22 protein-coding genes are annotated in these 20,485 nt (G+C 72.8%); 6 read left to right on the top strand and 16 right to left on the bottom strand.

Annotation, left to right across the window (positions count from 1 at the left end):
- Window positions 1-57: 57 nt before the first annotated feature.
- The gene (locus ACFUO4_RS42565) at window positions 58-783 is read left to right on the top strand and encodes an SCO3374 family protein (protein ID WP_383495807.1); all 726 of its coding nucleotides are present in this window, start codon (window positions 58-60) and stop codon (window positions 781-783) included.
- Between the two features lie 9 nt (window positions 784-792).
- Here ACFUO4_RS42565 and ACFUO4_RS42560 read toward each other — a convergent pair whose 3' ends face one another.
- From ACFUO4_RS42560 to ACFUO4_RS42515, 10 genes are all read right to left on the bottom strand, one after another.
- Complete coding sequence (locus ACFUO4_RS42560) at window positions 793-1,131, bottom strand: Lsr2 family protein (RefSeq protein WP_059193965.1); 339 nt, start codon at window positions 1,129-1,131, stop codon at window positions 793-795.
- A 220-nt stretch (window positions 1,132-1,351) separates the two neighbouring features.
- On the bottom strand, window positions 1,352-1,900 hold the full coding sequence (locus tag ACFUO4_RS42555; protein WP_079309682.1) for an amino-acid N-acetyltransferase: 549 nt from the start codon (window positions 1,898-1,900) through the stop codon (window positions 1,352-1,354).
- A gap of 9 nt (window positions 1,901-1,909) precedes the next feature.
- The gene (locus ACFUO4_RS42550; protein ID WP_383495803.1) at window positions 1,910-2,344 is read right to left on the bottom strand and encodes a BlaI/MecI/CopY family transcriptional regulator; all 435 of its coding nucleotides are present in this window, start codon (window positions 2,342-2,344) and stop codon (window positions 1,910-1,912) included.
- A gap of 146 nt (window positions 2,345-2,490) precedes the next feature.
- The gene (locus ACFUO4_RS42545) at window positions 2,491-2,670 is read right to left on the bottom strand and encodes a hypothetical protein (protein WP_383495800.1); all 180 of its coding nucleotides are present in this window, start codon (window positions 2,668-2,670) and stop codon (window positions 2,491-2,493) included.
- Between the two features lie 154 nt (window positions 2,671-2,824).
- On the bottom strand, window positions 2,825-3,502 hold the full coding sequence (locus tag ACFUO4_RS42540; protein WP_383495889.1) for a hypothetical protein: 678 nt from the start codon (window positions 3,500-3,502) through the stop codon (window positions 2,825-2,827).
- A 195-nt stretch (window positions 3,503-3,697) separates the two neighbouring features.
- Complete coding sequence (locus ACFUO4_RS42535) at window positions 3,698-4,495, bottom strand: type III pantothenate kinase (protein ID WP_079309684.1); 798 nt, start codon at window positions 4,493-4,495, stop codon at window positions 3,698-3,700.
- Between the two features lie 5 nt (window positions 4,496-4,500).
- Window positions 4,501-5,478, bottom strand: coding sequence for a carboxylating nicotinate-nucleotide diphosphorylase (gene nadC, locus ACFUO4_RS42530; protein ID WP_383495796.1), 978 nt, complete (start codon window positions 5,476-5,478; stop codon window positions 4,501-4,503).
- A gap of 5 nt (window positions 5,479-5,483) precedes the next feature.
- The gene (locus ACFUO4_RS42525; protein WP_383495793.1) at window positions 5,484-7,199 is read right to left on the bottom strand and encodes an L-aspartate oxidase; all 1,716 of its coding nucleotides are present in this window, start codon (window positions 7,197-7,199) and stop codon (window positions 5,484-5,486) included.
- Complete coding sequence (gene panC / locus ACFUO4_RS42520; protein ID WP_383495790.1) at window positions 7,196-8,197, bottom strand: pantoate--beta-alanine ligase; 1,002 nt, start codon at window positions 8,195-8,197, stop codon at window positions 7,196-7,198. The genes ACFUO4_RS42525 and panC overlap by 4 nt, the downstream gene beginning before the upstream one ends.
- Complete coding sequence (locus tag ACFUO4_RS42515; protein WP_383495787.1) at window positions 8,194-9,150, bottom strand: Rossmann-like and DUF2520 domain-containing protein; 957 nt, start codon at window positions 9,148-9,150, stop codon at window positions 8,194-8,196. Before ACFUO4_RS42515 ends, panC begins: the two co-directional genes overlap by 4 nt.
- A 174-nt stretch (window positions 9,151-9,324) precedes the next feature.
- On the opposite strand from ACFUO4_RS42515, the gene ACFUO4_RS42510 reads away from it, so the two are divergent.
- Window positions 9,325-10,488 (top strand): threonine aldolase family protein, encoded by a 1,164-nt coding sequence (locus tag ACFUO4_RS42510; RefSeq protein ID WP_383495783.1) that lies wholly within the window; start codon window positions 9,325-9,327, stop codon window positions 10,486-10,488.
- 8 nt (window positions 10,489-10,496) lie between these two features.
- Here ACFUO4_RS42510 and ACFUO4_RS42505 read toward each other — a convergent pair whose 3' ends face one another.
- The gene (locus ACFUO4_RS42505; protein ID WP_079309688.1) at window positions 10,497-10,700 is read right to left on the bottom strand and encodes a hypothetical protein; all 204 of its coding nucleotides are present in this window, start codon (window positions 10,698-10,700) and stop codon (window positions 10,497-10,499) included.
- Between the two features lie 155 nt (window positions 10,701-10,855).
- On the opposite strand from ACFUO4_RS42505, the gene ACFUO4_RS42500 reads away from it, so the two are divergent.
- Window positions 10,856-11,962 carry a DUF5937 family protein gene (locus tag ACFUO4_RS42500; protein WP_383495779.1) on the top strand — a complete coding sequence of 369 codons (1,107 nt, stop codon included), beginning with the start codon at window positions 10,856-10,858 and terminating at the stop codon, window positions 11,960-11,962.
- 36 nt (window positions 11,963-11,998) lie between these two features.
- On the opposite strand, the gene ACFUO4_RS42495 is transcribed toward ACFUO4_RS42500, so the two are convergent.
- The 3 genes from ACFUO4_RS42495 to ACFUO4_RS42485 form a co-directional block, all read right to left on the bottom strand.
- Entirely contained in the window at window positions 11,999-12,631 is a 633-nt protein-coding gene (locus tag ACFUO4_RS42495) for an AAA family ATPase (RefSeq protein ID WP_383495776.1), read from the bottom strand.
- 49 nt (window positions 12,632-12,680) lie between these two features.
- Window positions 12,681-13,352 (bottom strand): response regulator transcription factor, encoded by a 672-nt coding sequence (locus ACFUO4_RS42490; RefSeq protein ID WP_059193979.1) that lies wholly within the window; start codon window positions 13,350-13,352, stop codon window positions 12,681-12,683.
- A gap of 83 nt (window positions 13,353-13,435) precedes the next feature.
- Window positions 13,436-14,638 carry a sensor histidine kinase gene (locus tag ACFUO4_RS42485; protein ID WP_079309691.1) on the bottom strand — a complete coding sequence of 401 codons (1,203 nt, stop codon included), beginning with the start codon at window positions 14,636-14,638 and terminating at the stop codon, window positions 13,436-13,438.
- Between the two features lie 118 nt (window positions 14,639-14,756).
- Here ACFUO4_RS42485 and ACFUO4_RS42480 point away from each other — a divergent pair, with 118 nt between their 5' ends.
- Complete coding sequence (locus ACFUO4_RS42480; RefSeq protein WP_383495771.1) at window positions 14,757-15,809, top strand: SAM-dependent methyltransferase; 1,053 nt, start codon at window positions 14,757-14,759, stop codon at window positions 15,807-15,809.
- On the opposite strand, the gene ACFUO4_RS42475 is transcribed toward ACFUO4_RS42480, so the two are convergent.
- Window positions 15,774-16,925, bottom strand: a complete 1,152-nt coding sequence (locus tag ACFUO4_RS42475) for an NADH-quinone oxidoreductase subunit D (protein WP_383495767.1) — start codon at window positions 16,923-16,925, stop codon at window positions 15,774-15,776. The genes ACFUO4_RS42480 and ACFUO4_RS42475 overlap by 36 nt on opposite strands.
- 31 nt (window positions 16,926-16,956) lie before the next feature.
- On the opposite strand from ACFUO4_RS42475, the gene ACFUO4_RS42470 reads away from it, so the two are divergent.
- Complete coding sequence (locus tag ACFUO4_RS42470) at window positions 16,957-17,460, top strand: PH domain-containing protein (RefSeq protein ID WP_079309693.1); 504 nt, start codon at window positions 16,957-16,959, stop codon at window positions 17,458-17,460.
- Window positions 17,457-18,800, top strand: a complete 1,344-nt coding sequence (locus tag ACFUO4_RS42465; RefSeq protein ID WP_383495764.1) for a PH domain-containing protein — start codon at window positions 17,457-17,459, stop codon at window positions 18,798-18,800. The genes ACFUO4_RS42470 and ACFUO4_RS42465 overlap by 4 nt, the downstream gene beginning before the upstream one ends.
- A gap of 97 nt (window positions 18,801-18,897) precedes the next feature.
- Here ACFUO4_RS42465 and ACFUO4_RS42460 read toward each other — a convergent pair whose 3' ends face one another.
- Window positions 18,898-20,361: a hypothetical protein gene (locus ACFUO4_RS42460; RefSeq protein ID WP_383495761.1), complete on the bottom strand. Its 1,464-nt coding sequence runs from the start codon at window positions 20,359-20,361 to the stop codon at window positions 18,898-18,900.
- Between the last annotated feature and the right edge of the window lie 124 nt (window positions 20,362-20,485).

The raw sequence follows: 20,485 nt of genomic DNA, 5'->3' as shown, positions 1-20,485 counted from the left end.
CGCATCCACCGGAGCACCCAGCGTAACTCGCAGGCATCTCGGACGGTTGCACTTGGCATGGTTGGCACCCTCCCCCCGGCCGCCTCTCCGCTCACGGCGGCCCCCACGGTCCCGCTTCCCCGCCGGCCGCTCGACGCGAGCGATCAGGTCCGCCGGTGGTACGAGAACGATCTGGGGTGGCCGACGGTGCCCGACGGCCCGGGAACTCCGGTACGACTTTCCGTGGGCCCGCGCTTCGACGTCCTGGACGTGCCGGTCGAGGCGGGCCTGGCCGCGCTGCGCCATCTGGCGCCGGGCTCTCCGGTGGCCGTACAGGACGGACGGATGCGGCTGCTGCTGGCCGCGGGCAGCGCGGAGGAGGTGCCCGGGGTCCTGGACTGGCTGGAGTGGGGGTCCCTGCGGCTCGATCTGAGGACGCTGGGAGAGGGCGACACGATGACCGCGCCCCTGCCCGCCGACAGCGGGACACCGGCCGCCGATGTAGGCCCGCGCCCGCAGGACGGGCTGCCGTGGTCCACCGGAACCCGCGCGCGCCCGCTGGAGCCGAGTTCCACCGATCCTCGGCCGGCGCTCAGCCGGAGCGCGTCCGGCGCCCTTCAGGGGGCCGCCGTGTGGCTGCGGCCCCCCGAGGCGGGGTGCGAGGTCGAGGCCTCGCTGCCGACGCTGTCGGCACTGGGGGGCGGTGGGGGCGCCCCCGATCTCGTGCGAGTGCTGGACACGGTGGCCACGCAGTGCCACCGCCTGCGGCTGCGCGCGTGCGCTCAGCCACCTGCCTTTTCATAGGCGTCGCGCTCAGGCGTTGGCCTTCTCGTATGCCTCGCGAATGGCCGCGGGAACACGACCGCGGTCGTTGACGTCGTGGCCGTTCTCCTTCGCCCAGGCACGGATCAGCGCGGTGTCCTGGCTGCCGCCGCCGGAAGCGGCGCGCGCCTTTCCGCGACCGCCCGCAGCACGGCCTCCGGTACGACGACCGCCCTTCACGTAAGGCTCGAGAAGGCCACGGAGCTTGTCCGCATTGGCAGTCGTGAGATCGATCTCGTACGTCTTGCCGTCCAGCGCGAACGTCACGGTCTCGTCCGCCTCGCCGCCGTCGAGGTCGTCGACAAGAAGGACCTGAACCTTCTGTGCCACCGGATTTCCTTTCATCGATAACTTCAGGACCAGGGTCTGCGGCGTCCGCCGTTTCGCCACCCCTGTTATATGCAGTACTGCAGTACGTCGGAAAGCAAACCGCTTTTGCTGGAAAAACACAAACCCCTGGGAGAGACAGACCGGCCGACCCCGGTCCGGAAACATGCGCGTTTCGGACATAGGGAACCTGGGCAGCGCGCCCCGGCCGAATACGCCTTGATCACAGATGCAGAAGCATCCGGCTGTTGCCCAAGGTGTTCGGTTTCACTCGTTCGAGCCCGAGGAACTCCGCGACACCCTCGTCATAGGAACGCAAGAGCTCCGCGTAGACATCGGTGTCCACGGGCGTCTCACCGATCTCGACGAAGCCGTGCTTGCCGAAGAAGTCCACTTCGAAGGTCAGACAGAAAACACGGCGAACACCGAGCCAGCGCGCGGTGTGCAGCAACTTCTCCAGCAACTGGTGCCCGACACCGGCACCCTTCAGGCCGCGCTTCACCGCGAGAGTACGAACTTCGGCAAGGTCTTCCCACATCACGTGGAGTGCGCCGCAGCCGACGACCTCGCCGTTGTCGTCCCGTTCGGCGACCCAGAACTCCTGGATGTCCTCGTAAAGCGTCACCGTCGCTTTGTCGAGCAGGATGCGTCGCTGGACGTACTCGTCGAGGAGACTGCGCACCGCCGGCACATCGCTGGTGCGGGCCCGCCGGACAGTGATGGCTTTTGCGGTGACTTCGGGGCTCTGAGGAGACGAGCTCTCTGCTGACATGTGCGGACGCTATCGCCCGCCGCCGCCCGGCGCCGAGGCGGGGTTCTCGCGGCTGGTTTCGGCGACGGTATCCGCCGCGGGCGCTTCCGGGGTTTCCGGTCCTTGGACGATCCGTACGGCGTCCCGCAGCGCCTGTCGCTGTTCGTCGCTCATCATGCCGAAGAAGGCGACGAGAGCGGCGGCGGGGTTGTCGCTCTGGGACCAGGCGTCGTTCATCAGGGCGGCGGCGTAGGCGGCGCGAGTGGAGACCGCCTCATATCGATAGGCCCGTCCTTCGGCCTCCCGGCGCACCCAGCCCTTCTGATGGAGATTGTCCAAAACGGTCATCACCGTGGTGTAGGCGATGGACCGTTCCTGCTGCAGATCTTCCAGGACTTCCCGAACGGTCACCGGGCGGTTCCACTTCCACACCCGCGTCATGACCGCGTCTTCGAGTTCTCCCAATGGGCGAGGCACAGCTCAGCACAATAGTGGGAGATCTCGGTATTGGCGTGCCGGACGTGCACTTCACCGGCAAACAAGAACAAAAAGGGCGTACGACTCGGAAAGCGGGGGAGTCGTACGCCGGTGAGGTCGGGCTCGGACGCGGGTCAGACGTCCGTCTTCGCGGGCGCCTGCCGGGCGCCCTCCGCGCGCGCGAGAGCGGCGTCGACGACCGCGTCCTCCTTGGCCTTGTTGGCCCCGCCCTGGGTCTTCACGATCACCCTGATCACACCGATGAAGAACACCGCCATGACGACGGGGGGCACGAGCGCGGAGACGTAGTCCATGGGTCCAGGGTAGCCAGGGGGCCCACACGCGCGGGTCCGGGGTGTGCGTACCGGTATTTCCCGGCGCTTCCCGACGCGGAGCCAGCCCGCGGCGAACTGCTGCCGCGGGCTGTGCCCCCGTACGGGGGCGTGTCATGACGGACGCCCGGCCGAGTCAGCCTGCGGCGAGTTGCTGCGGCGGGTTCGCGGGTGGTGGCGGCGGGGTCGGCTTGCGGCGCGGGAAGACCTCGCCCGGGGTGGGGATGGGGCGGCTCGGCTTGGGGGCGGCAGGGACCGGCCCCGGCTTCTCCGCGGGCTTCTTCGCGGGAGACGCGGGCTTCTCCGGCTGCTCGGCGGAGGCTTGTCCCAGCGCTCCGACGAGGGCTCCACCGGAGCCGGCGGACGCGGCCGAGAGGCCCCCGGGGAGGGCCAGGAGGCGCGTACGGGAGGCCGGGACGGCCGGGGCGGCCCGGCGAGCCGTACCGCGCGCCAGACGGGCGCGTACGTCCTGTTCCGCGAGCCTCTGGCAGCGGTCCAGCAGCGCGGCCGCCGCGGGGTTGCCGCGCAGGGCGCGCAGTGCGGCGAGGTCGTCGGGGTTCGGGCGGTACCCGGCGCCCAGCGCCTCCTCCAGGAGGGCGAGGTAGCCGGCGGCGGTGCCGGGCAGGGCGTCGCGGTACCGGGCGAGGTCGGCCACCAGGAAGGCACGCAGCCGGGCGCCCTCGTGCATCGCCTCGTCGAGGGAGTCGGCTAGGCGGAGACAGTCCTGGACGTCCTCGGCCGAGGCGGTTCGGGGGTGAAGGGCGAGGGCGAGAGCGCGGCGGAGCACACGCAGCTCCTCCACGCCGAACGCCATGCCGCCGCGGGATCCGTATGGCGTGGGCATGCGGCGACGATACGCGCTAATCAGACAAATTCGACATAGCGGATGGGCGTGGCGCGAGCGGCCACCCGGTTGCCCGCCCGGCACGGCCGCCTCCTGCGCACAGCCACCTGGGACCCCGCGCGTGCCGGCGGCCCCGGCAAGGTCACACCCGTGACCGCCGCCGCCTCACATCCGGGACACGTTCCGCTCGTACACCAACCTCAGCCCCACCAGCGTCAGCCACGGCTCGTGCTCGTCGATCACCGACGACTCGCCGAGGACCATCGGCGCCAGCCCGCCCGTCGCGATCACCGTCACGTCGTCCGGGTCCTGCGCCAGCTCCCGGGCCATCCGGTTCACGACCCCGTCGACCTGGCCGGCGAAGCCGTAGATGATGCCGGCCTGCATCGCCTCGACCGTGTTCTTGCCGATCACGCTCCGCGGGCGGGCCACCTCGATCTTCCGCAGCTGCGCGCCCCGGACGCCGAGCGCCTCGACGGAGATCTCGATGCCGGGCGCGATGACCCCGCCGACGTACTCGCCGCGCGCGGAGACCGCGTCGAACGTCGTCGCCGTACCGAAGTCGACGACGATCGCGGGGCCGCCGTAGAGCTCGACCGCGGCGACCGCGTTGATGATGCGGTCCGCGCCGACCTCCTTGGGGTTGTCGGTGAGGATCGGCACGCCCGTCTTCACGCCCGGCTCGACCAGGACCGCCGGCACGTCGCCGTAGTAGCGCCGCGTGACCTCACGCAGCTCGTGCAGCACCGAGGGGACGGTCGCGCAGATCGCGATGCCGTCGATGCCGTCGCCCAGTTCGTCGCCGAGCAGCGGGTGCATGCCCATGAGGCCCTGGAGCAGCACCGCCAGCTCGTCGGCCGTGCGGCGGGGGTCCGTGGAGATGCGCCAGTGCTCGACGATCTCCTCTCCGTCGAACAGGCCGAGGACGGTCTGGGTGTTGCCTACGTCGATCGTGAGGAGCATCGCGACTACTCCGCCTCACGCAGGTCGAGACCGATGTCGAGGATCGGCGAGGAGTGGGTGAGGGCTCCTACGGCGAGGTAGTCGACGCCGGTGTCGGCGTACGCGCGCGCGTTGGCCAGCGTCAGCCTGCCCGAGGCCTCCAGCGCGGCCCGCCCGTGCACGAGCGCCACCGCCTCCTCGCACTCGCCCGGCGTGAAGTTGTCCAGAAGGATCAGGTCCGCGCCCGCGTCCACGACCTCGCGCAGCTGGTGCAGGGTGTCGACCTCGACCTCGATCGGCACGTCCGGGAACGCCTCCCGTACGGCCTTGAAGGCCTGGGCGACGCCACCGGCGGCGACCACGTGGTTGTCCTTGACCAGGGCCGCGTCGGACAGCGACATGCGGTGGTTCACGCCGCCGCCGCAGCGCACGGCGAACTTCTCCAGCGAGCGCAGGCCCGGCGTCGTCTTGCGCGTGTCCCGCACGCGTGCCTTGGTGCCGTCCAGGGCGTCCGCCCACGCGCGCGTGGCGGTCGCGATGCCGGACAGCCGGCACAGCAGGTTGAGCGCGCTGCGCTCGGCGGTGAGGAGGTCACGCGTGCGCGTGGTGACCGACAGGAGCTTCTGCCCGGCCTCCACACGGTCGCCGTCCTCCACGTGCCGCTCGACCTCGAACTCGTCCTCGCAGACCACCGAGACGACCGCCTCGGCGACCCTGAGGCCGGCCACGACGCCCGCCTCGCGCGCGACGAAGTCGGCGGTGGCGACGGCGTCCTCGGAGATGGTCGCGACGGTCGTCACGTCCACGCCGTGGTCGAGGTCCTCCTGGATGGCCACGTTGGCGATGTCCTCGACCTCGACGGGGTCGAGCCCGGCGTCGGCCAGGAGCTGGGCGAGCGCGGGGTCGAGCCCGCACTCCAGGTATTCCTCGCCGCCGTCCGCGCCACAGGCGCAGCCGTCGCCGCAGCCTCCGGAGGAGGCGAGGGGAAGGTCGTCGGTGCTCACTGCTGTCACTGCTCCTGAAGGGGCTGCCGGGTCGGGGGGAAGTCTGCGGTATCCGTGGTGTGTACGGCGAGGGTGCGGTCCGGATTCAGCCGTACGACGATGTGGCGCCGCCATGCCGCGTCGTCGCGGTCGGGCTCGTCCTCGCGCCAGTGGCAGCCGCGCGTCTCCTCGCGCAGCTGGGCGGCGGTGACGAGGACGCGGGCCACGCACAGGAGGTTGGTGGCCTCCCAGGTGTCGACGCCGGGCTCGGCGGTCTTGCCGTTCTCGTCGAGGGCGTCCCGGGCGTCGGCGTGCAGCCGCTGGAGCTGCTCGGCGGCCTGGGCCAGGGACTCGGCGGAGCGCAGGACGCCCGCGCCGCTCGACATGATCCGCTGGATCGCGAACCGGGCCTCGGGCGACTGCAGGGGGTGCGCGGGCTTCTCGGGGTGCTCGACGGGCTCGGGCACGCGCGCGTGGAGGCCGTTCGCGGCGTGCTCCGCCGTGATGTCCGCGGCGATGCGCTCGGCGTAGACGAGGCCCTCCAGGAGGGAGTTCGACGCGAGCCGGTTCGCGCCGTGCACGCCGGTGCAGGCGACCTCGCCGCACGCGTACAGGCCCGGGACGGTCGTCCGGCCGTGGGAGTCGGTGCGCACGCCGCCGGAGGCGTAGTGGGCGGCCGGGGCGATCGGGATGGGCTCGGTGACCGGGTCGATGCCGTGGGCGCGGCAGGCGGCGAGGATCGTCGGGAAGCGGTGCTCCCACATGTCGGCGCCGAAGTGCCGGGCGTCCAGGTACATGTGCTCGGCGTCCCGCTCCAGCATGCGGCGCAGGATGCCCTTGGCGACGATGTCGCGGGGCGCGAGCTCGGCCAGTTCGTGCTGCCCGACCATGAAGCGCACGCCGTCGGCGTCGACCAGGTGGGCGCCCTCGCCGCGGACGGCCTCGGAGACCAGGGGCTGCTGGCCCTCGGCGTCGGGGCCCAGGAAGAGCACGGTGGGGTGGAACTGGACGAACTCAAGGTCGCTCACCTCGGCGCCCGCGCGGAGCGCGAGGGCCACGCCGTCGCCGGTCGACACGGACGGGTTGGTGGTCGCGGCGAAGACCTGGCCCATGCCGCCGGTCGCGAGGACGACCGCGGGGGCGTGCACGGCGCCCACGCCGTCGTGCTGGCCCTCGCCCATGACGTGCAGGGAGACGCCCGCCGTACGGCCGTCGGCGTCCGTGAGCAGGTCCAGGACGAGCGCGTTCTCGATCGTGCGCAGTCCACGCGCGCGTACGGCCTCGACGAGCGCGCGGGAGATCTCCGCGCCGGTCGCGTCGCCGCCCGCGTGGGCGATGCGGCGGCGGTGGTGGCCGCCCTCGCGGGTGAGCTCCAGGTCGCCCTCTTCGGACTCGTCGAAGTGGGCGCCGGTCTCGATGAGGCGGCGTACCGCGCCGGGGCCCTCGGTGACGAGGATGCGGACCGCGTTCTCGTCGCACAGGCCCACGCCGGCGACCAGGGTGTCGTCGAGGTGCTGCTCGGGGGTGTCGCCCTCGCCGAGGGCCGCGGCGACGCCGCCCTGCGCCCAGCGGGTCGAGCCGTCGTCGAGGCGGGCCTTGGTGACGACGACGGTGCGCAGGCCCGCGGCCTCGCAGCGCAGGGCCGCGGTCAGGCCGGCGACGCCGGAGCCGACGACGACCACGTCCGCGTCGATGGACCACCCGGGCGCGGGCGCGTGCAGTCGTATGCCTGTGCTGGTCACGAGGCGGCTCCGAGGTTTCCGAAGGTGAGCGGGAGGTTGTCGATCAGCCGGGTCGTCCCCACCCGGGCGGCGACGGCGAGGACGGCCTCGCCGGTGAAGTCGTCCTCGACCTCGGTGAAGTCGGAGGGGTCGACCAGGGCCAGATAGTCGAGCTCCAGCGGCGGCGACAGGCGTGCGGCGTCGTCGAGGACCAGGCGGGCGGCGGCGCGTACGGCCGAGGGGGCGCCCGGGATCGCCTTCGCGACGGCGTGCGCGTCGGCGGCCGCGCGGGACTCCCCTATGGCGCTCAGCGCCTCGGCACGCGCGTGCGTGGCGGGCACCTCGCGCGCGCGGGCCCGCAGCGCCTCCTGGGCGGCGTGCCGGTCGCGGCCCGCGAACAGCGCCTGGGAGAGCGCGAGGGCCGTGTGGCGCTCCTGGGGCGAGAGGTAGCGGTTGCGGCTGGACAGGGCCAGGCCGTCCTCCTCGCGCACGGTCGGTACGCCGACGATCTCGACGCCGAAGTTCAGGTCCCGCACCATGCGCCGGATGAGGGCCAGCTGCTGGGCGTCCTTCTGCCCGTACAGGGCGACGTCGGGACGGGTGAGGTGCAGCAGCTTGGCGACGACCGTGAGCATGCCGTCGAAGTGGCCGGGGCGCGAGGAGCCCTCCAGGCGCTCGCCCATGGGGCCCGCGCTGATGCGGACCTGGGGCTCGCCGCCGGGGTAGACCTCGTCGACGGAGGGCGCGAACACGGCGTCCGCGCCCGCCTCCTCGGCGATCTTGATGTCCGCGTCCAGGGTGCGCGGATAGCGGTCGAGGTCCTCGCCCTGGCCGAACTGCAGGGGGTTCACGAAGACGGTGACGACGACCTCGCCCTCGGGCCCCGCGATCTCGCGCGCGGTCCGGATCAGGGTGGCGTGCCCCTCGTGCAGGGCGCCCATGGTCATCACGACGGCACGGCGGCCTTCGCGGACGCGCGCGTGGAGCTCGTCGGCGGTGCGCAGCAGGGTGGTGGTCATCCGGCATCTCCCTCGGTGCCGTCGGTGCCGGGGGTCCCGTCGGTTCCATGGGTCCCGTCGGCGAGTACCCCGAGGAGGTCCTCGGCGAGCTCGGGCTTGAGCAGCCCGTGGGCGAGCGCCCGGTCCGCGGTCGCGCGGGCCATCGCCAGATAGCCGGCGACGGTCTGCGGGGAGTACTTGCGCAGCTCGGACACGTGCGCCGCGACGGTGCCGGCGTCCCCGCGCGCGACGGGGCCGGTCAGGGCCGCGTCACCGGAGCGCAGGGCGTTGTCGAGGGCGGCGCCGAGGAGCGGGCCGAGCATCCGGTCGGGGGCCGTGACACCGGCCTCCCGCAGCAGCTCCATGGACTGGGCCACCAGCGTGACGAGGTGGTTGGCGCCCAGCGCGAGCGCCGCGTGGTAGAGCGGCCGGCGTTCCTCGGCGATCCACTCGGGTTCGCCGCCCATCTCGATGACGAGGGCCTCGGCGGCCATCCTGAGCTCCTCGGGCGCGGTGACCCCGAAGGAGCAGCCGGCGAGCCGCTGGACGTCCACGGGCGTGCCGGTGAACGTCATCGCCGGGTGCAGGGCCAGCGGCAGCGCGCCCGCGCGCAGGGCGGGGTCGAGGACCTTCGCGCCGTACCGCCCGGAGGTGTGCACCAGCAGCTGTCCCGGCCGTACGGCGCCGGTCTCGGCGAGGCCCTCCACGAGGCCGGGCAGGGTGTCGTCCGGGACGGTCAGCAGCACCAGGTCGGCGCGCTGGAGGACTTCGGCGGGCGGCACCAGCGGCACGTCCGGGAGCAGCTCCGCGGCGCGCCTGCGGGAGGCGTCGGACACCCCGGAGACGGCCACCGGACGGTGCCCGGCGAGCTGGAGGGACGCGGCCAGCGCGGGCCCCACGCGTCCGGCGCCGACGACGCCGACGGTGAGGCGCGCGGGGCGGTCCCTCGGGTCTGGCTGTTGGCTAGTACTCACGCGACGGAGGCCTTCCCGTTCCAGTCCGCATCTGGGTACCGGACGATTTCTCGTCATGTTAACGCGATTGGTTCGAGGGCCGTCCGGTTGTCCACAGGCTGTGGGTTTCCCCACGTCCCTCGGGAACGGAAATGCGGGTGCCCGTGGGACGGGCCGCGAGGGATGATCACGGGCATGAGCGATGCCGCGGAGCAGGTGGACGAGAAGTCGGCGGAGGAGCGGTTGCGCGGGCGCCGCAAGAAGGCCGTCCGTGCGGCGCGGCGGGTCCTGTGGCGGGGCGGGCTGAGCCTCACGATCCGGGACCGGCTCGCGTCACTGGTGGAGGCCGCCCCCGAGGTCTACGACCTGGAAGAGCAGCCGGACGTCTACGGCAACGGCGTCGTGGCGGCAGTGGAGGAGCGGGTCGCGTCCCTGCTGGGCAAGGAGGCCGCCGCGTTCTTCCCGACCGGCACGATGGCACAGCAGATCGCCCTGCGCTGCTGGGCGGCCCGTACCGGGAACGCCGCGGTCGCCCTGCATCCGCTGGCCCACCCCGAGGTCCACGAACGCCATGCCTTCACCCAGGTCAGCGGCCTGCGCCCGGTGCGCCTGACCGGTGAGCCCCGGCTGCCCACCGCCGAAGAGGTGCGCGACTTCGACGAGCCCTATGGCGCGCTGATGCTGGAGCTGCCGCTCCGGGACGCCGGCTTCGTCCTGCCGACCTGGGAGGAGCTCACCGAGGTCGTGGAGGCGGCGCGGGAGCGCGACGCGGTGGTGCACTTCGACGGCGCGCGCCTGTGGGAGACCACCGTCCACTTCGGCCGCCCCCTGGACGAGATCGCGGGCCTGGCGGACAGCGTCTACGTGTCGTTCTACAAGTCCCTCGAAGGCCTCGCCGGAGCCGCTCTCGCGGGCCCGAGGACGCTGGTGGACGAGGCGAAGACCTGGCGGCACCGGTACGGCGGGACGCTCTTCCAGCAGTTCCCGACGGCGCTGTCGGCGCTCGTCGGCCTGGACCGGGAACTGCCCCGCCTGCCGGAGTACGTCCGCCACGCGCGCGTGGTGGCCGCCGCGCTGCGGGAGGGATTCGCCGAGGCGGGCGCGGCGTGGGCACGGGTGCATCCCGAGGAGCCGCACACCCACGAGTTCCAGGTCTGGCTGCCGTACGAGCCCGACGTCCTGATCGAGGCGGCGGTGCGGCAGGCGGAGGAGACCGGGACGTACCTGTTCACCGGTTACTGGGAGCGGGGCGGGCCGGGCCTCGCCCGCACCGAGGTCACCGTCGGCGCGGCCGGCCTCGAGTGGACGGCCGAGGACGTGAAGGCGGCGGTGGCGGACTTCGTGGCGCGGCTGCCGTAGGGCTCGGCTCAGGGGGTGAGGTGCAGCCGGCGGCTCAGGGACCGCCGTATCCGCCCCCGGGCCGGCCGTTCGGCGAGCACCGCGCGGAAGCGGCGGTGGTCCCGCCATGCGCGCACGACCTGCCGGTCGTGGGTGCCGGGCGCGGGCGGGGCGGGCTCACCGTGCTGCCGCGCGCGGTAGGTGTCGAGGAGGTACTGCTGCGTGATGCTCATGGCTGATCGCCTTCTCGGCTCGTGCTCCGACGGGGCGGGGTCCGCGGCTGCCCCGGTCCTCCCAGATTGCGCCGGTACGGCGGCGGCGTCGCGTCGATTGACGGCCACCGTCAATCGAGGGCGGCGTTGTCAGTGGCGGGGTGCACGATGAGGACATGAGCGTGCGCATCGACATCGCGGGGCTGCGGCCGGAGAGGGTCGCCGTCGTGCCCTCACCCCTGGCCGAGCTCGGCATGGCGCTGCACGCGCTGGCCGAGCCGGGACATCATCCGGGCCTGCAGGGCTGGGTGACCGGCGTGACCGCGCGGCTCGACTCGCACCTCGCCGACCGGATGTGCGAGGCGGACTTCCTGTGGCGGACGACGTTCTCCGACCTGTTCATGCCCTTCGCCGGCATTCCGGGACGCAGCACGCTTCCGGGGGCGACGATCGCCCAGGAGCTGGACCAGCTCGACAAGCTGACGGACGAGCAGTTCGTCGACGCGGCCCTGGAGTTCACCTGCGCGGTGCCCTACTCGTCGTACGGCCCCACCATGCTCTCCGACCCCGCGCTGCACCGGCGCGCCCTGGAGCTGGCCGCGTCGCGCGGGCCCCAGCAGGTGCGCTTCACCGAGCGGCTGCTGGCCGACCCGGTCCGGATCCGGACCTGGTTCCGCGAGTTCGTCGAGGACTGCGACGCGGCGTTCTTCGCCGACACCTGGTGCCGGCTGCGCCACCAGCTCGCGGCCGACGCCCGCCTCAAGACGGACCTGCTGCGGCACAAGGGCCTCGCCGAGGCGCTGACCGCGGTGTCCCCGGCGGTGGCGCTCGACGAGGCCTCCGCGCGGATCGTCGTCGACAAACTGGGCGACGGCCGCACCGCCACGGAGGACGGCGGCCTGCTGCTCGTCCCGACGAGCCTGGGCTGGCCGCATCTGAGCGTCCTGCACCGCCATGGCTGGCAGCCGACGCTGCACTACCCGGTGGGCTCGCCCGAGCTGGCGTCACCGTCCTCGGTGGAACAGCTGGCCCTGCGGATGACCGCGCTCTCCCACCCCGTCCGGATGCGCCTGTGCCGGCATCTGGCCCGCAGCGCGTACACCACGAGCGAGCTGGCCCAGGCGCACGGAATGACGGCTCCCGAGATATCCCGCCATCTGAGCGTCCTGAAGAAGGCGGGCCTGATCACCACCCGCCGCCGCGGGCGGTACGTCCTGCACCAGCTGGACGTGACCGTGGTGGCGCGGCTGGGCAGCGACTTCCTGGAGGGCATCCTGCGCTGAGCGCGCCGGAGTCCGGCTCGAGCGAACCGGATGTGCTCAGTCGAACCGGATGTGCTTCACCCCGATCCGCGCCTGCCTCAGCCGTGTCCGCAGCGCGCCCTCGTTGTTCGGCCGCAGCCGCAGCCCGGCGAGGACGGCGATCCGGTCCGCGGTCTTCGGCACGGTCGCGTCGTCGGTCCACAGATGCTCGGCGAACTCCGGCTCGCGCAGCCGCTCCAGACAGTGGTCGAGCTGCCGCAGGGCCCAGGTCTCGCGTCCCAGGCCGGCGTTCCTGCCGCCCACGAACCGAAGGAGGTGTCCGAAGCCGCGCTCCCGGAGCCGCTTCACGACCGTCTCGCGCCGCGCGAGGAGCGTGAAGTGGCGTACGTCATGGCCGAGTTCGCCCAGGCGACCCACGGTCTCGGCGAAGTAGCCCGAGTCCGTCACCGTCATCGGTGCGATGACCACGCCGTCGTGCTTGGTCAGGGCGAGATCGAGGACCTCGACGACGCCCTGCCGCCAGGACGTCAGATCCTGGAAGTCTCCGCGCAGTTCGGAGGGAAGCATGCGGCGCAGCCCGAAGCCGGCGTGCTCGGGGTCGCAGACGACGCTGCCGGGCAGGCGGCGCTGGATCTCGTACGCCGTCTGCGTCTTCCCGCCGCCGAAGGGGCCGTTGATCCACAGGAGCATGCGCAGACCCTAGTGCGCGGCGGTCACGCGGGCGTCACGTTCGCGTGACTCAGCCGTGCCCGCCGGCCCGCACCAGCCCCGTCTCGTAGGCCAGGACGACCACCTGCACCCGGTCCCGGAGCCCCAGCTTGGTCAGGATGCGGCCCACGTGGGTCTTCACGGTCGCCTCGGACAGGACCAGCCGGGCCGCGATCTCGCCGTTGGACAGTCCCTGGGCGACCAGCACCATGACCTCGCGCTCGCGGTCGGTGAGCCGCTCCAGCTCCTTGTGCTGGGGCTCCTTGCCGGTGCTCGGCAGCATCGGCGCGAACCGGTCGAGGAGGCGGCGCGTGGTCGAGGGGGCCACCACCGCGTCCCCGCTGTGCACCGCGCGGATCGCGGCGAGCAGCTCGCCGGGCGGCACGTCCTTGAGCATGAAGCCGGACGCGCCCGCCTTCAGCCCGGAGAAGGCGTACTCGTCGAGGTCGAAGGTGGTCAGGATGAGCACCTTCGGCGGGTTCTCCTCCTGGCAGATGCGGCGGGTGGTCTCCACCCCGTCCAGCTTCGGCATACGCACGTCCATCAGCACCACGTCGACGGTCGTGGCCCGCAGCACCTGGAGCGCCTCGACGCCGTCGCCCGCCTCCGCGACGACCTCCATGTCCGGCTGGGCGGCGAGCACCATCCGGAACCCGGTGCGCAGCAGCACCTGGTCGTCGACGAGCATCACGCGGATCGTCATCGGGGCCTCTTCCGTCTCTCTACGACTCTTCAGGTTGCGTCGGCAAGGGTGTGACAGGTGTCAACAGGGGGCGTGCGTCGGCGTCAGTGCGCCGGTTTGAGCGGGAGGAGCGCGCTGATACGGAATCCTCCGCCCGGACGCGGTCCCGCATCCAGGGTGCCGCCGACCATACCGACACGCTCGCGCATCCCGATCAGGCCGTGTCCCTGGCCGTCGGCGCCGCCGTCCTCGTACAGCTCGTGCGGCGCGCCCTTGCCGTCGTCCTCGACGAGCAGACCGAGCCCGTCGTCGAAGTACACCAGGCGCACGCTCGCGCCCGCGTTGGGCCCGCCGTGCTTGCGGGTGTTGGTGAGCGCCTCCTGCACGATGCGGTACGCCGTCAGCTCGACGCCGCTGGGCAGCGGGCGCGGGGTGCCCTCCACCTTGAAGTCGACCGGCAGGCCGGAGGTGCGGCACTGCTCGACCAGGTCGTCGATCTGCTCGACGTCGGGCTGCGGGACGTACTCCCCGACCTCCTGGTGCTCGCCGGTGCGCAGCACGCCCAGCAGGCGGCGCATCTCGGCGAGGGCCTGGCGGCCGGTGGAGGAGATCGTCTCCAGGGCCTTCTTCGCCTGGTCTGGCGCGGTGTCGAGGACGTACGCCGCACCGTCGGCCTGCACGACCATCACCGACACGTTGTGCGCGACCACGTCGTGCAGCTCGCGCGCGATGCGGGCGCGTTCGGCGGCGACCGCGACCTTCGCCTGCGCCTCGCGCTCCTTCTCGAGCCGGCTCGCGCGCTCCTCCAGCTGTGCGAAGTAGGCGCGCCGGGTGCGCATCGAGTCGCCGAGCACCCACGCCAGCGCGAACGGCACCGTCTGGAAGACGATCAGCGCCGCGTTGGCCAGAGCGCTCGCGTCGTGGTTCCACCACCGCAGATGCGCCACGCACGCCGCGCTCAGGCCCATGGCGAGCGCCAGCCGGGACGCCCAGCGGGCGCCGGTCGCGGCCACGGTGTAGACGATGACCAGGAACGCGAAGTCACCCGGCGTCGTGGGCACGTCCGCCAGCAGTTGGGCCACGCCGATCGCGATGGCCAGCAGCAGCATCTTCTCCGGCAGGCGCCGGCGCAGCGCGATCACCATGCACAGCAGGAGGACGATCGGGATGACCGCGGCCTCCGAGTCGGTCCCCTCGTCCGACTGCTCGGCGACTTCGAACACGACCGAGATCCCGAACAGGAAGACGGCCCAGAAGGCGTCGACCCATGTCGGGTGCCTGCGGAGGAAGTCATAGAGGCGCTGCACGTAACCCAGCGTAGGGAAGCGTGATAGGTGCAGGGGTCAACCGGAGGGTCGATCCATGCGCCCCCGGCCTACTCCCCAAGGTGGAGGCTCCGCTCCCCTGTGCGCATAGTCTGGCGCCGTGACGGACGGGACAGCAGGGGAGTGGCGCGGCTGGCGGGCGGCGACGCAGGCCGCCCTGTACGGCCCTGACGGCTTCTACCGCCGCCCGGAGGGCCCGGCGGGTCACTTCCGTACGTCCGTCCACGCGTCGGTGCTGTTCGCCGAGGCCGTGGCCCGGCTGCTGTGCCGGGTCGACGAGGCCCTGGGCCGGCCCCCGGCGCTCGACTTCGTCGACATGGCGGCCGGCCGGGGCGAGCTGGTCACCGGGGTCCTCGCCGCGCTGCCCGCGGACGTCGCGTCCCGCACGCGCGCGTACGCCGTCGAGCTCGCCGGCCGCCCGCACGGCCTGGACCACCGGATCGAGTGGCTGCCCGAGCCCCCGCACGGGATCACCGGGCTGCTGTTCGCCAACGAGTGGCTCGACAACGTGCCCGTCGAGATCGCCGAGGTGGACCCCGCGGGGGTCGCGCGCCGGGTGCTCGTACGACGGGACGGGACCGAGCGGCTCGGGGAGCCGCTGTCCGGCGCGGAGGCGGAGTGGCTCGCGCGGTGGTGGCCGCTGCCGGCCGAGGAGGGTCTGCGGGCGGAGGTCGGGCTGCCCCGGGACGAGGCGTGGGCCGACGCGGTCGCGGCGGTGGCGCGGGGGCTCGCGGTGGCGGTCGACTACGCGCACACCGCGGACGCGCGCCCTCTGTTCGGGACGCTCACCGGGTTCCGCGCGGGGCGCGAGACGGCGCCCGTGCCGGACGGGTCGTGCGACATCACGGCGCACGTCGCGCTGGACGCGGCGCGGGAGGCAGCGCGAGCGGCGTGCGCCGCATCCGGGGGGCGCGTACTGACGCAGCGCGCCGCCCTGCGCGCCTTGGGGATCGCAGGCGCGCGCCCCCCGCTCGCACTCGCGACCACACAACCCGCGGCCTACGTACGCGCCCTCGCGAGCGCCGGTGAAGCCGCCGAACTCACCGCACCCGGCGGCCTCGGCGACTTCGGCTGGCTGCTCCAGCCGGTCGGCATCGGGAGCGCGTCCCTGGGCGACCTACTTGTCGATGTCCCCGACCACGAAGAACAGTGACCCCAGGATCGCCACCATGTCGGCGACCAGCGTCCCCGGCAGCAGCTCCACCAGCGCCTGGATGTTGTTGTAGGACGCCGAGCGCAGCTTGAGGCGGTACGGGGTCTTCTCGCCCTTGCTGACGAGGTAGTAGCCGTTGATGCCGAGCGGGTTCTCGGTCCAGGCGTAGGTGTGGCCCTCGGGCGCCTTCAGGACCTTGGGGAGCCGCTGGTTGATCGGGCCGGGCTCCAGCTCGGCGAGCCGGTCGAGGCAGGCGTCGGCGAGGTCGAGGGAGTTGTGGGTCTGCTCCAGGAGGACCTCGAAGCGCGCCAGGCAGTCGCCCTCGGTCCGGGAGGCCACCTTCAGGGTGTCCTGGAGCTCGCCATAGGCGAGATAGGGCTCGTCGCGGCGCAGGTCGAAGTCGACGCCGGAGGCGCGCGCGATGGGCCCGCTCACGCCGTACGCGTGCACGGTCTGCGGCGCGAGCGCGCCCACGCCCCGTGTGCGCCCCCGGAAGATCTCGTTGCCGAGCACCAGGTCGTCATACACGTCCATGCGCGAGCGCACGGCGGCGACGGCGGCACGCGCGCGTCCCGCCCAGCCGGCCGGGAGGTCCTCCTTGAGGCCGCCGACGCGGTTGAACATGTAGTGCATGCGCCCGCCGGAGACCTCCTCCATGACGTTCTGGAGCACCTCGCGCTCCCGGAACGCGTAGAAGACCGGCGTGATGCCGCCGAGCTCCAGCGGGTACGAGCCGAGGAACATCAGGTGGTTGAGCACCCGGTTGAGCTCGGCGAGGAGCGTGCGCGTCCACACCGCGCGGGTGGGGACCTCCATGCCCAGCATGCGCTCGACGGCGAGGACCACGCCCAGCTCGTTGGAGAAGGCCGACAGCCAGTCGTGGCGGTTGGCGAGCATGATGATCTGACGGTAGTCGCGCGCCTCGAAGAGCTTCTCCGCGCCGCGGTGCATATAGCCGATCACCGGCTCCGCGTGCTGGATCCGCTCGCCGTCCAGGACGAGCCTGAGGCGCAGCACACCGTGCGTCGACGGGTGCTGGGGCCCGATGTTGAGCACCATGTCGGTGCTCTCCGCGGCGCCGCCGATACCGACCGTGGTCTCCGTCGTGGGAGTCATGGACACAGTCTCTCCTACGTACGCTGGCCCCATGGAGACGGGGAGCGGGCAGGACACGGAGTCGGCGGCGGGTGAGCCGGTGTGGATCGGGCTGCCCCCGGGGCTGCTGCGGATGCGACGGCTGTTGCTGGTGGTGTGGCTGGGGCTGATCGCCCTGGCGCTGGGTGGGCTGCTCGGGCTGTTCGCCGGGCCGGTCTGGGCCGCGACCGCGCTGCTGCCGGTCGCCGCCATCGCCTGGGGGTGGGTGATGCTCGGGCGCAACTGGTCCTCCTGGCGCTACGCCGAGCGCGCGGACGACCTGCTGATCAGCCGGGGCGTGCTGTGGCGCGAGGAGACGGTCGTGCCGTACGGCCGGATGCAGCTCGTCGAGGTCACCTCCGGCCCCGTGGAGCGGCACTTCGGGCTCGCCAGCGTCCAGCTGCACACGGCCGCCGCCGCGACCGACGCGACCATCCCCGGCCTCGACCCGGCCGAGGCGGAACGGCTGCGCGACCGGCTCACCGAGCTCGGCGAGGCCCGATCGGCGGGCCTGTGACGACGCCGGGCCTCGACGACGGCATGCCCGAGCTGCGGGCGAAGCCGCCGGTGACCGAACGGCGGCTGCACCCCGTGACGCCGCTCAGGCGGGCGTGGGCGCCGGTCGCGGTGCTCATCGGCTGGGCGGTGCACGACCCCGACCAGGCGCAGCGCCAGCTGACCCGGCTGACGACCACGACCCTGCTGATCGCGCTCGCCGTGCTGGTCCCGGCCGCCGCCCTCTACGGCTTCCTCACCTGGTGGACCACGCACTTCGCGGTCACCGAGTCCGAACTGCGCATCCGTACCGGGCTGGTGTTCCGGCGCACCGTGCACATCCGGCTGGAACGCATCCAGGCCGTCGACGTCACCCAGCCGCTCCTCGCGCGCGTGGCCGGCGTCGCCAAGCTGAAACTCGACGTCATAGGCGCCGACAAGAAGGACGAGCTCGCCTTCCTCGGGGAGCGCGAGGCGCGTGCGCTGCGCGCGGAACTCCTCGCGCGCGCCGCCGGGTTCGCGCCCGAGACGGCGCACGAAGTCGGCGAAGCCCCGGCGCGCGAGCTGCTGCGCACGCCCCCGCGCGACCTCGCGATCGCCCTCGCGCTCACGGGCGCCACCTGGGGCGCGCTGGTCGCCGCTCTCGTCGTACCGCCCGTCCTGTGGTTCGCCACCCACAGCCTGTGGACGGTCCTCGCGACCGGCGTGCCCCTGCTCGGCGCGGCGGGCGCGAGCAGCGTGGGGCGGTTCGTCGGCGAGTACGACTGGACCGTGGGCGAGTCGCCCGACGGACTGCGGATCGACCACGGGCTTCTGGACCGCACGCACGAGACGGTGCCGCCGGGACGGGTGCAGACCGTGCGGATCGTGCAGCCGCTGCTGTGGCGGCGGCGCGGCTGGGTGCGGGTGGAGCTGGACGTGGCCGGGTCGTCCAACTCGGTGCTGGTACCGGTCGCTCCGCGCGCGGTCGCCGAGGCGGTCGTCGCGCGCGTGCTGCCCGGGGTGACCGTGCCGTCGCCGGACGCCCTGTCCCGGCCGCCGCGGCGCGCGGGGCGGTGCGTGCCGTGGTGGTGGCGCGGCTACGGACTCGCCGTCACCGACGCGGTGTTCGCGTCCCGGGAGGGACTCCTCAGGCGCAGCCTCGCACTGGTCCCGCACGCCAAGGTGCAGAGCGTACGGCTCGTGCAAGGCCCCTGGCAGCGTCTGTGGCGGCTCGCCGACGTCCATGTGGACACCGGGGCCGACAAGACCGTCACCGCCCGTCTGCGGGACGCGGAGGAAGCCGCCGAGCTGCTCCGCTCACAGGCCGAACGCTCCCGCACCGGACGCCGCGACGCGCTGCCGGACCGCTGGATGGCCTGACAGCACCGCGAGCACGCCCGCGAGCGCGGACGAAAACGGCGAGGCCGCGCGGCCCCACCCGGGACCACGCGGCCTCGTCGTCAGGCACGTACGTCGCTCAGGACACCGCGCTCCGCAGCCCCTGCAGATCGATCTGCTCCGTCTCGTCGTGGGCCGTCAGGTCGATGACCTGACCCGCGCCGCGCGACTCCTCGTCGGCCGGCTTGAACTCCGACTCGGCCTCGGCCTTGTGGAGGGCGAGCGCCTCCTGGCCCACCACGTCGGCGAGATCCTCGTTCTGCACCGCCTCCAGGGCGGCGGACGCCTTCTGGGTGCCGAAGAAGTCGAAGCCGCCCTCGACCGCCGGGCGCCGTACGGGCGCGGCCGGTACGACGGCCACCGCGGTCGGCGCGACGAAGTGTCCGGAGGGCTGCTGCACGGGCTGGGCCGGCTTGGCCGCGGTGCTGGTGACGGCGGCCGCGCGCTCATGCCCGTCGGCCGCCGCGGGCTGCCCCTGTGCCTCGTCCTCCTGCGCGGCCTCCGCTGCGGAGTCGCCGGGGGCGGCGACCTCGGCGGTGACGGGACCGGCCTGGGCCGGCACGCTCCTCGCCGGACCGTCGCCCTTGGGGCCACCGTCGCCGTCCGGCGTGCCGTCCCCCTTCGGGGAACCGTCGTCCTTGGGCGAACCCTCGCCCTGGGGAGCCTCCTTGGAGATGTCCTTGGACAGATCCCTGGAGACCTCAACGGCGTCAGTGACGTCGGTGGCGCCGGTGGTGTCCTTGGAAGCCTCGTCGCCCGATGACTCGTCGCCCTTCACCGCGTCACCGGCGTCGGCAGCGGCAGCGGAGTCATCGGCGTCAGCCGAGTCGCCGGACGCCTCGTCCGCCTTGTCGGCGGCCGCCCCCGCGTCCTCCGCGTCGAGCCGCGCCAGCGCCACCTTCGCCCGCAGGAACAACTGCGAACCCTCCGGCGAGAAGATCGCGGGCGTCTCCGGCTTGTCGTCGCCGGCCTCGGCGGTCTCCACGTCCGCTTCCGCGTCCTCGACCGGGGCAGCCACAGCCTCGGTCTCCTCGACGGCGCCGCCGGGAACCGGCACCGACACGGGCGGCAGCTCGCGTACCGGAACCGCGGTCTCTATCTCGAGCAGCCGGCGGCCCTCCAGGGCGCTCGCGCGCTCGGTCTCCGCCGTGGCGTACCGGCGCAGCAGTGCCGCGTGCTCGTTGCGCAGGCCCGCCAGTTCGGAGCGCTTGGCCCGCAGCCGCTGCTCCAGCTTGGCGCGCAGCTCGCGCGACTCCTCGAGGTCGGTCTCCAGTTCGGCGACCCGCTCCTCGAACCGCCACTCGTCGCTGGCACGCGCGCGCGTGAGGTCGGCGACCTGCTTGCCGGCCTGCGCGTCCCAGCGGCGCATGACGGCGGCGCCGACCACCGCCGTCGCCGCGGCGCTCGCGGCGATGACACGCAGCACGGCCTGTTGCGAGAACACCCAGGGGCCGAAAGCGCAGACGAGCGAGACGCCTGCGATCGCCGACGGGGGCAGCAGCCTGTGCAAGGGCGGTGAATGGCGGTGACGTCCACGTGGCATGGCCAGAAACTTACCGCGCGTAGGCGAATGATGGTGCCCCGGCCCGTAAAAACACAGCCATACCGAAGCCTTCACACGACATCAGGAATCAGGCGGGTCACCGAATTCGACAAACGGAACACCC

The organism is Streptomyces sp. NPDC057280, assembly GCF_042668605.1.
GTDB lineage: Bacteria > Actinomycetota > Actinomycetes > Streptomycetales > Streptomycetaceae > Streptomyces.
Note: the sequence above shows the minus strand (reverse complement) of the source record. Positions and strands in the feature narration are given on the sequence as shown.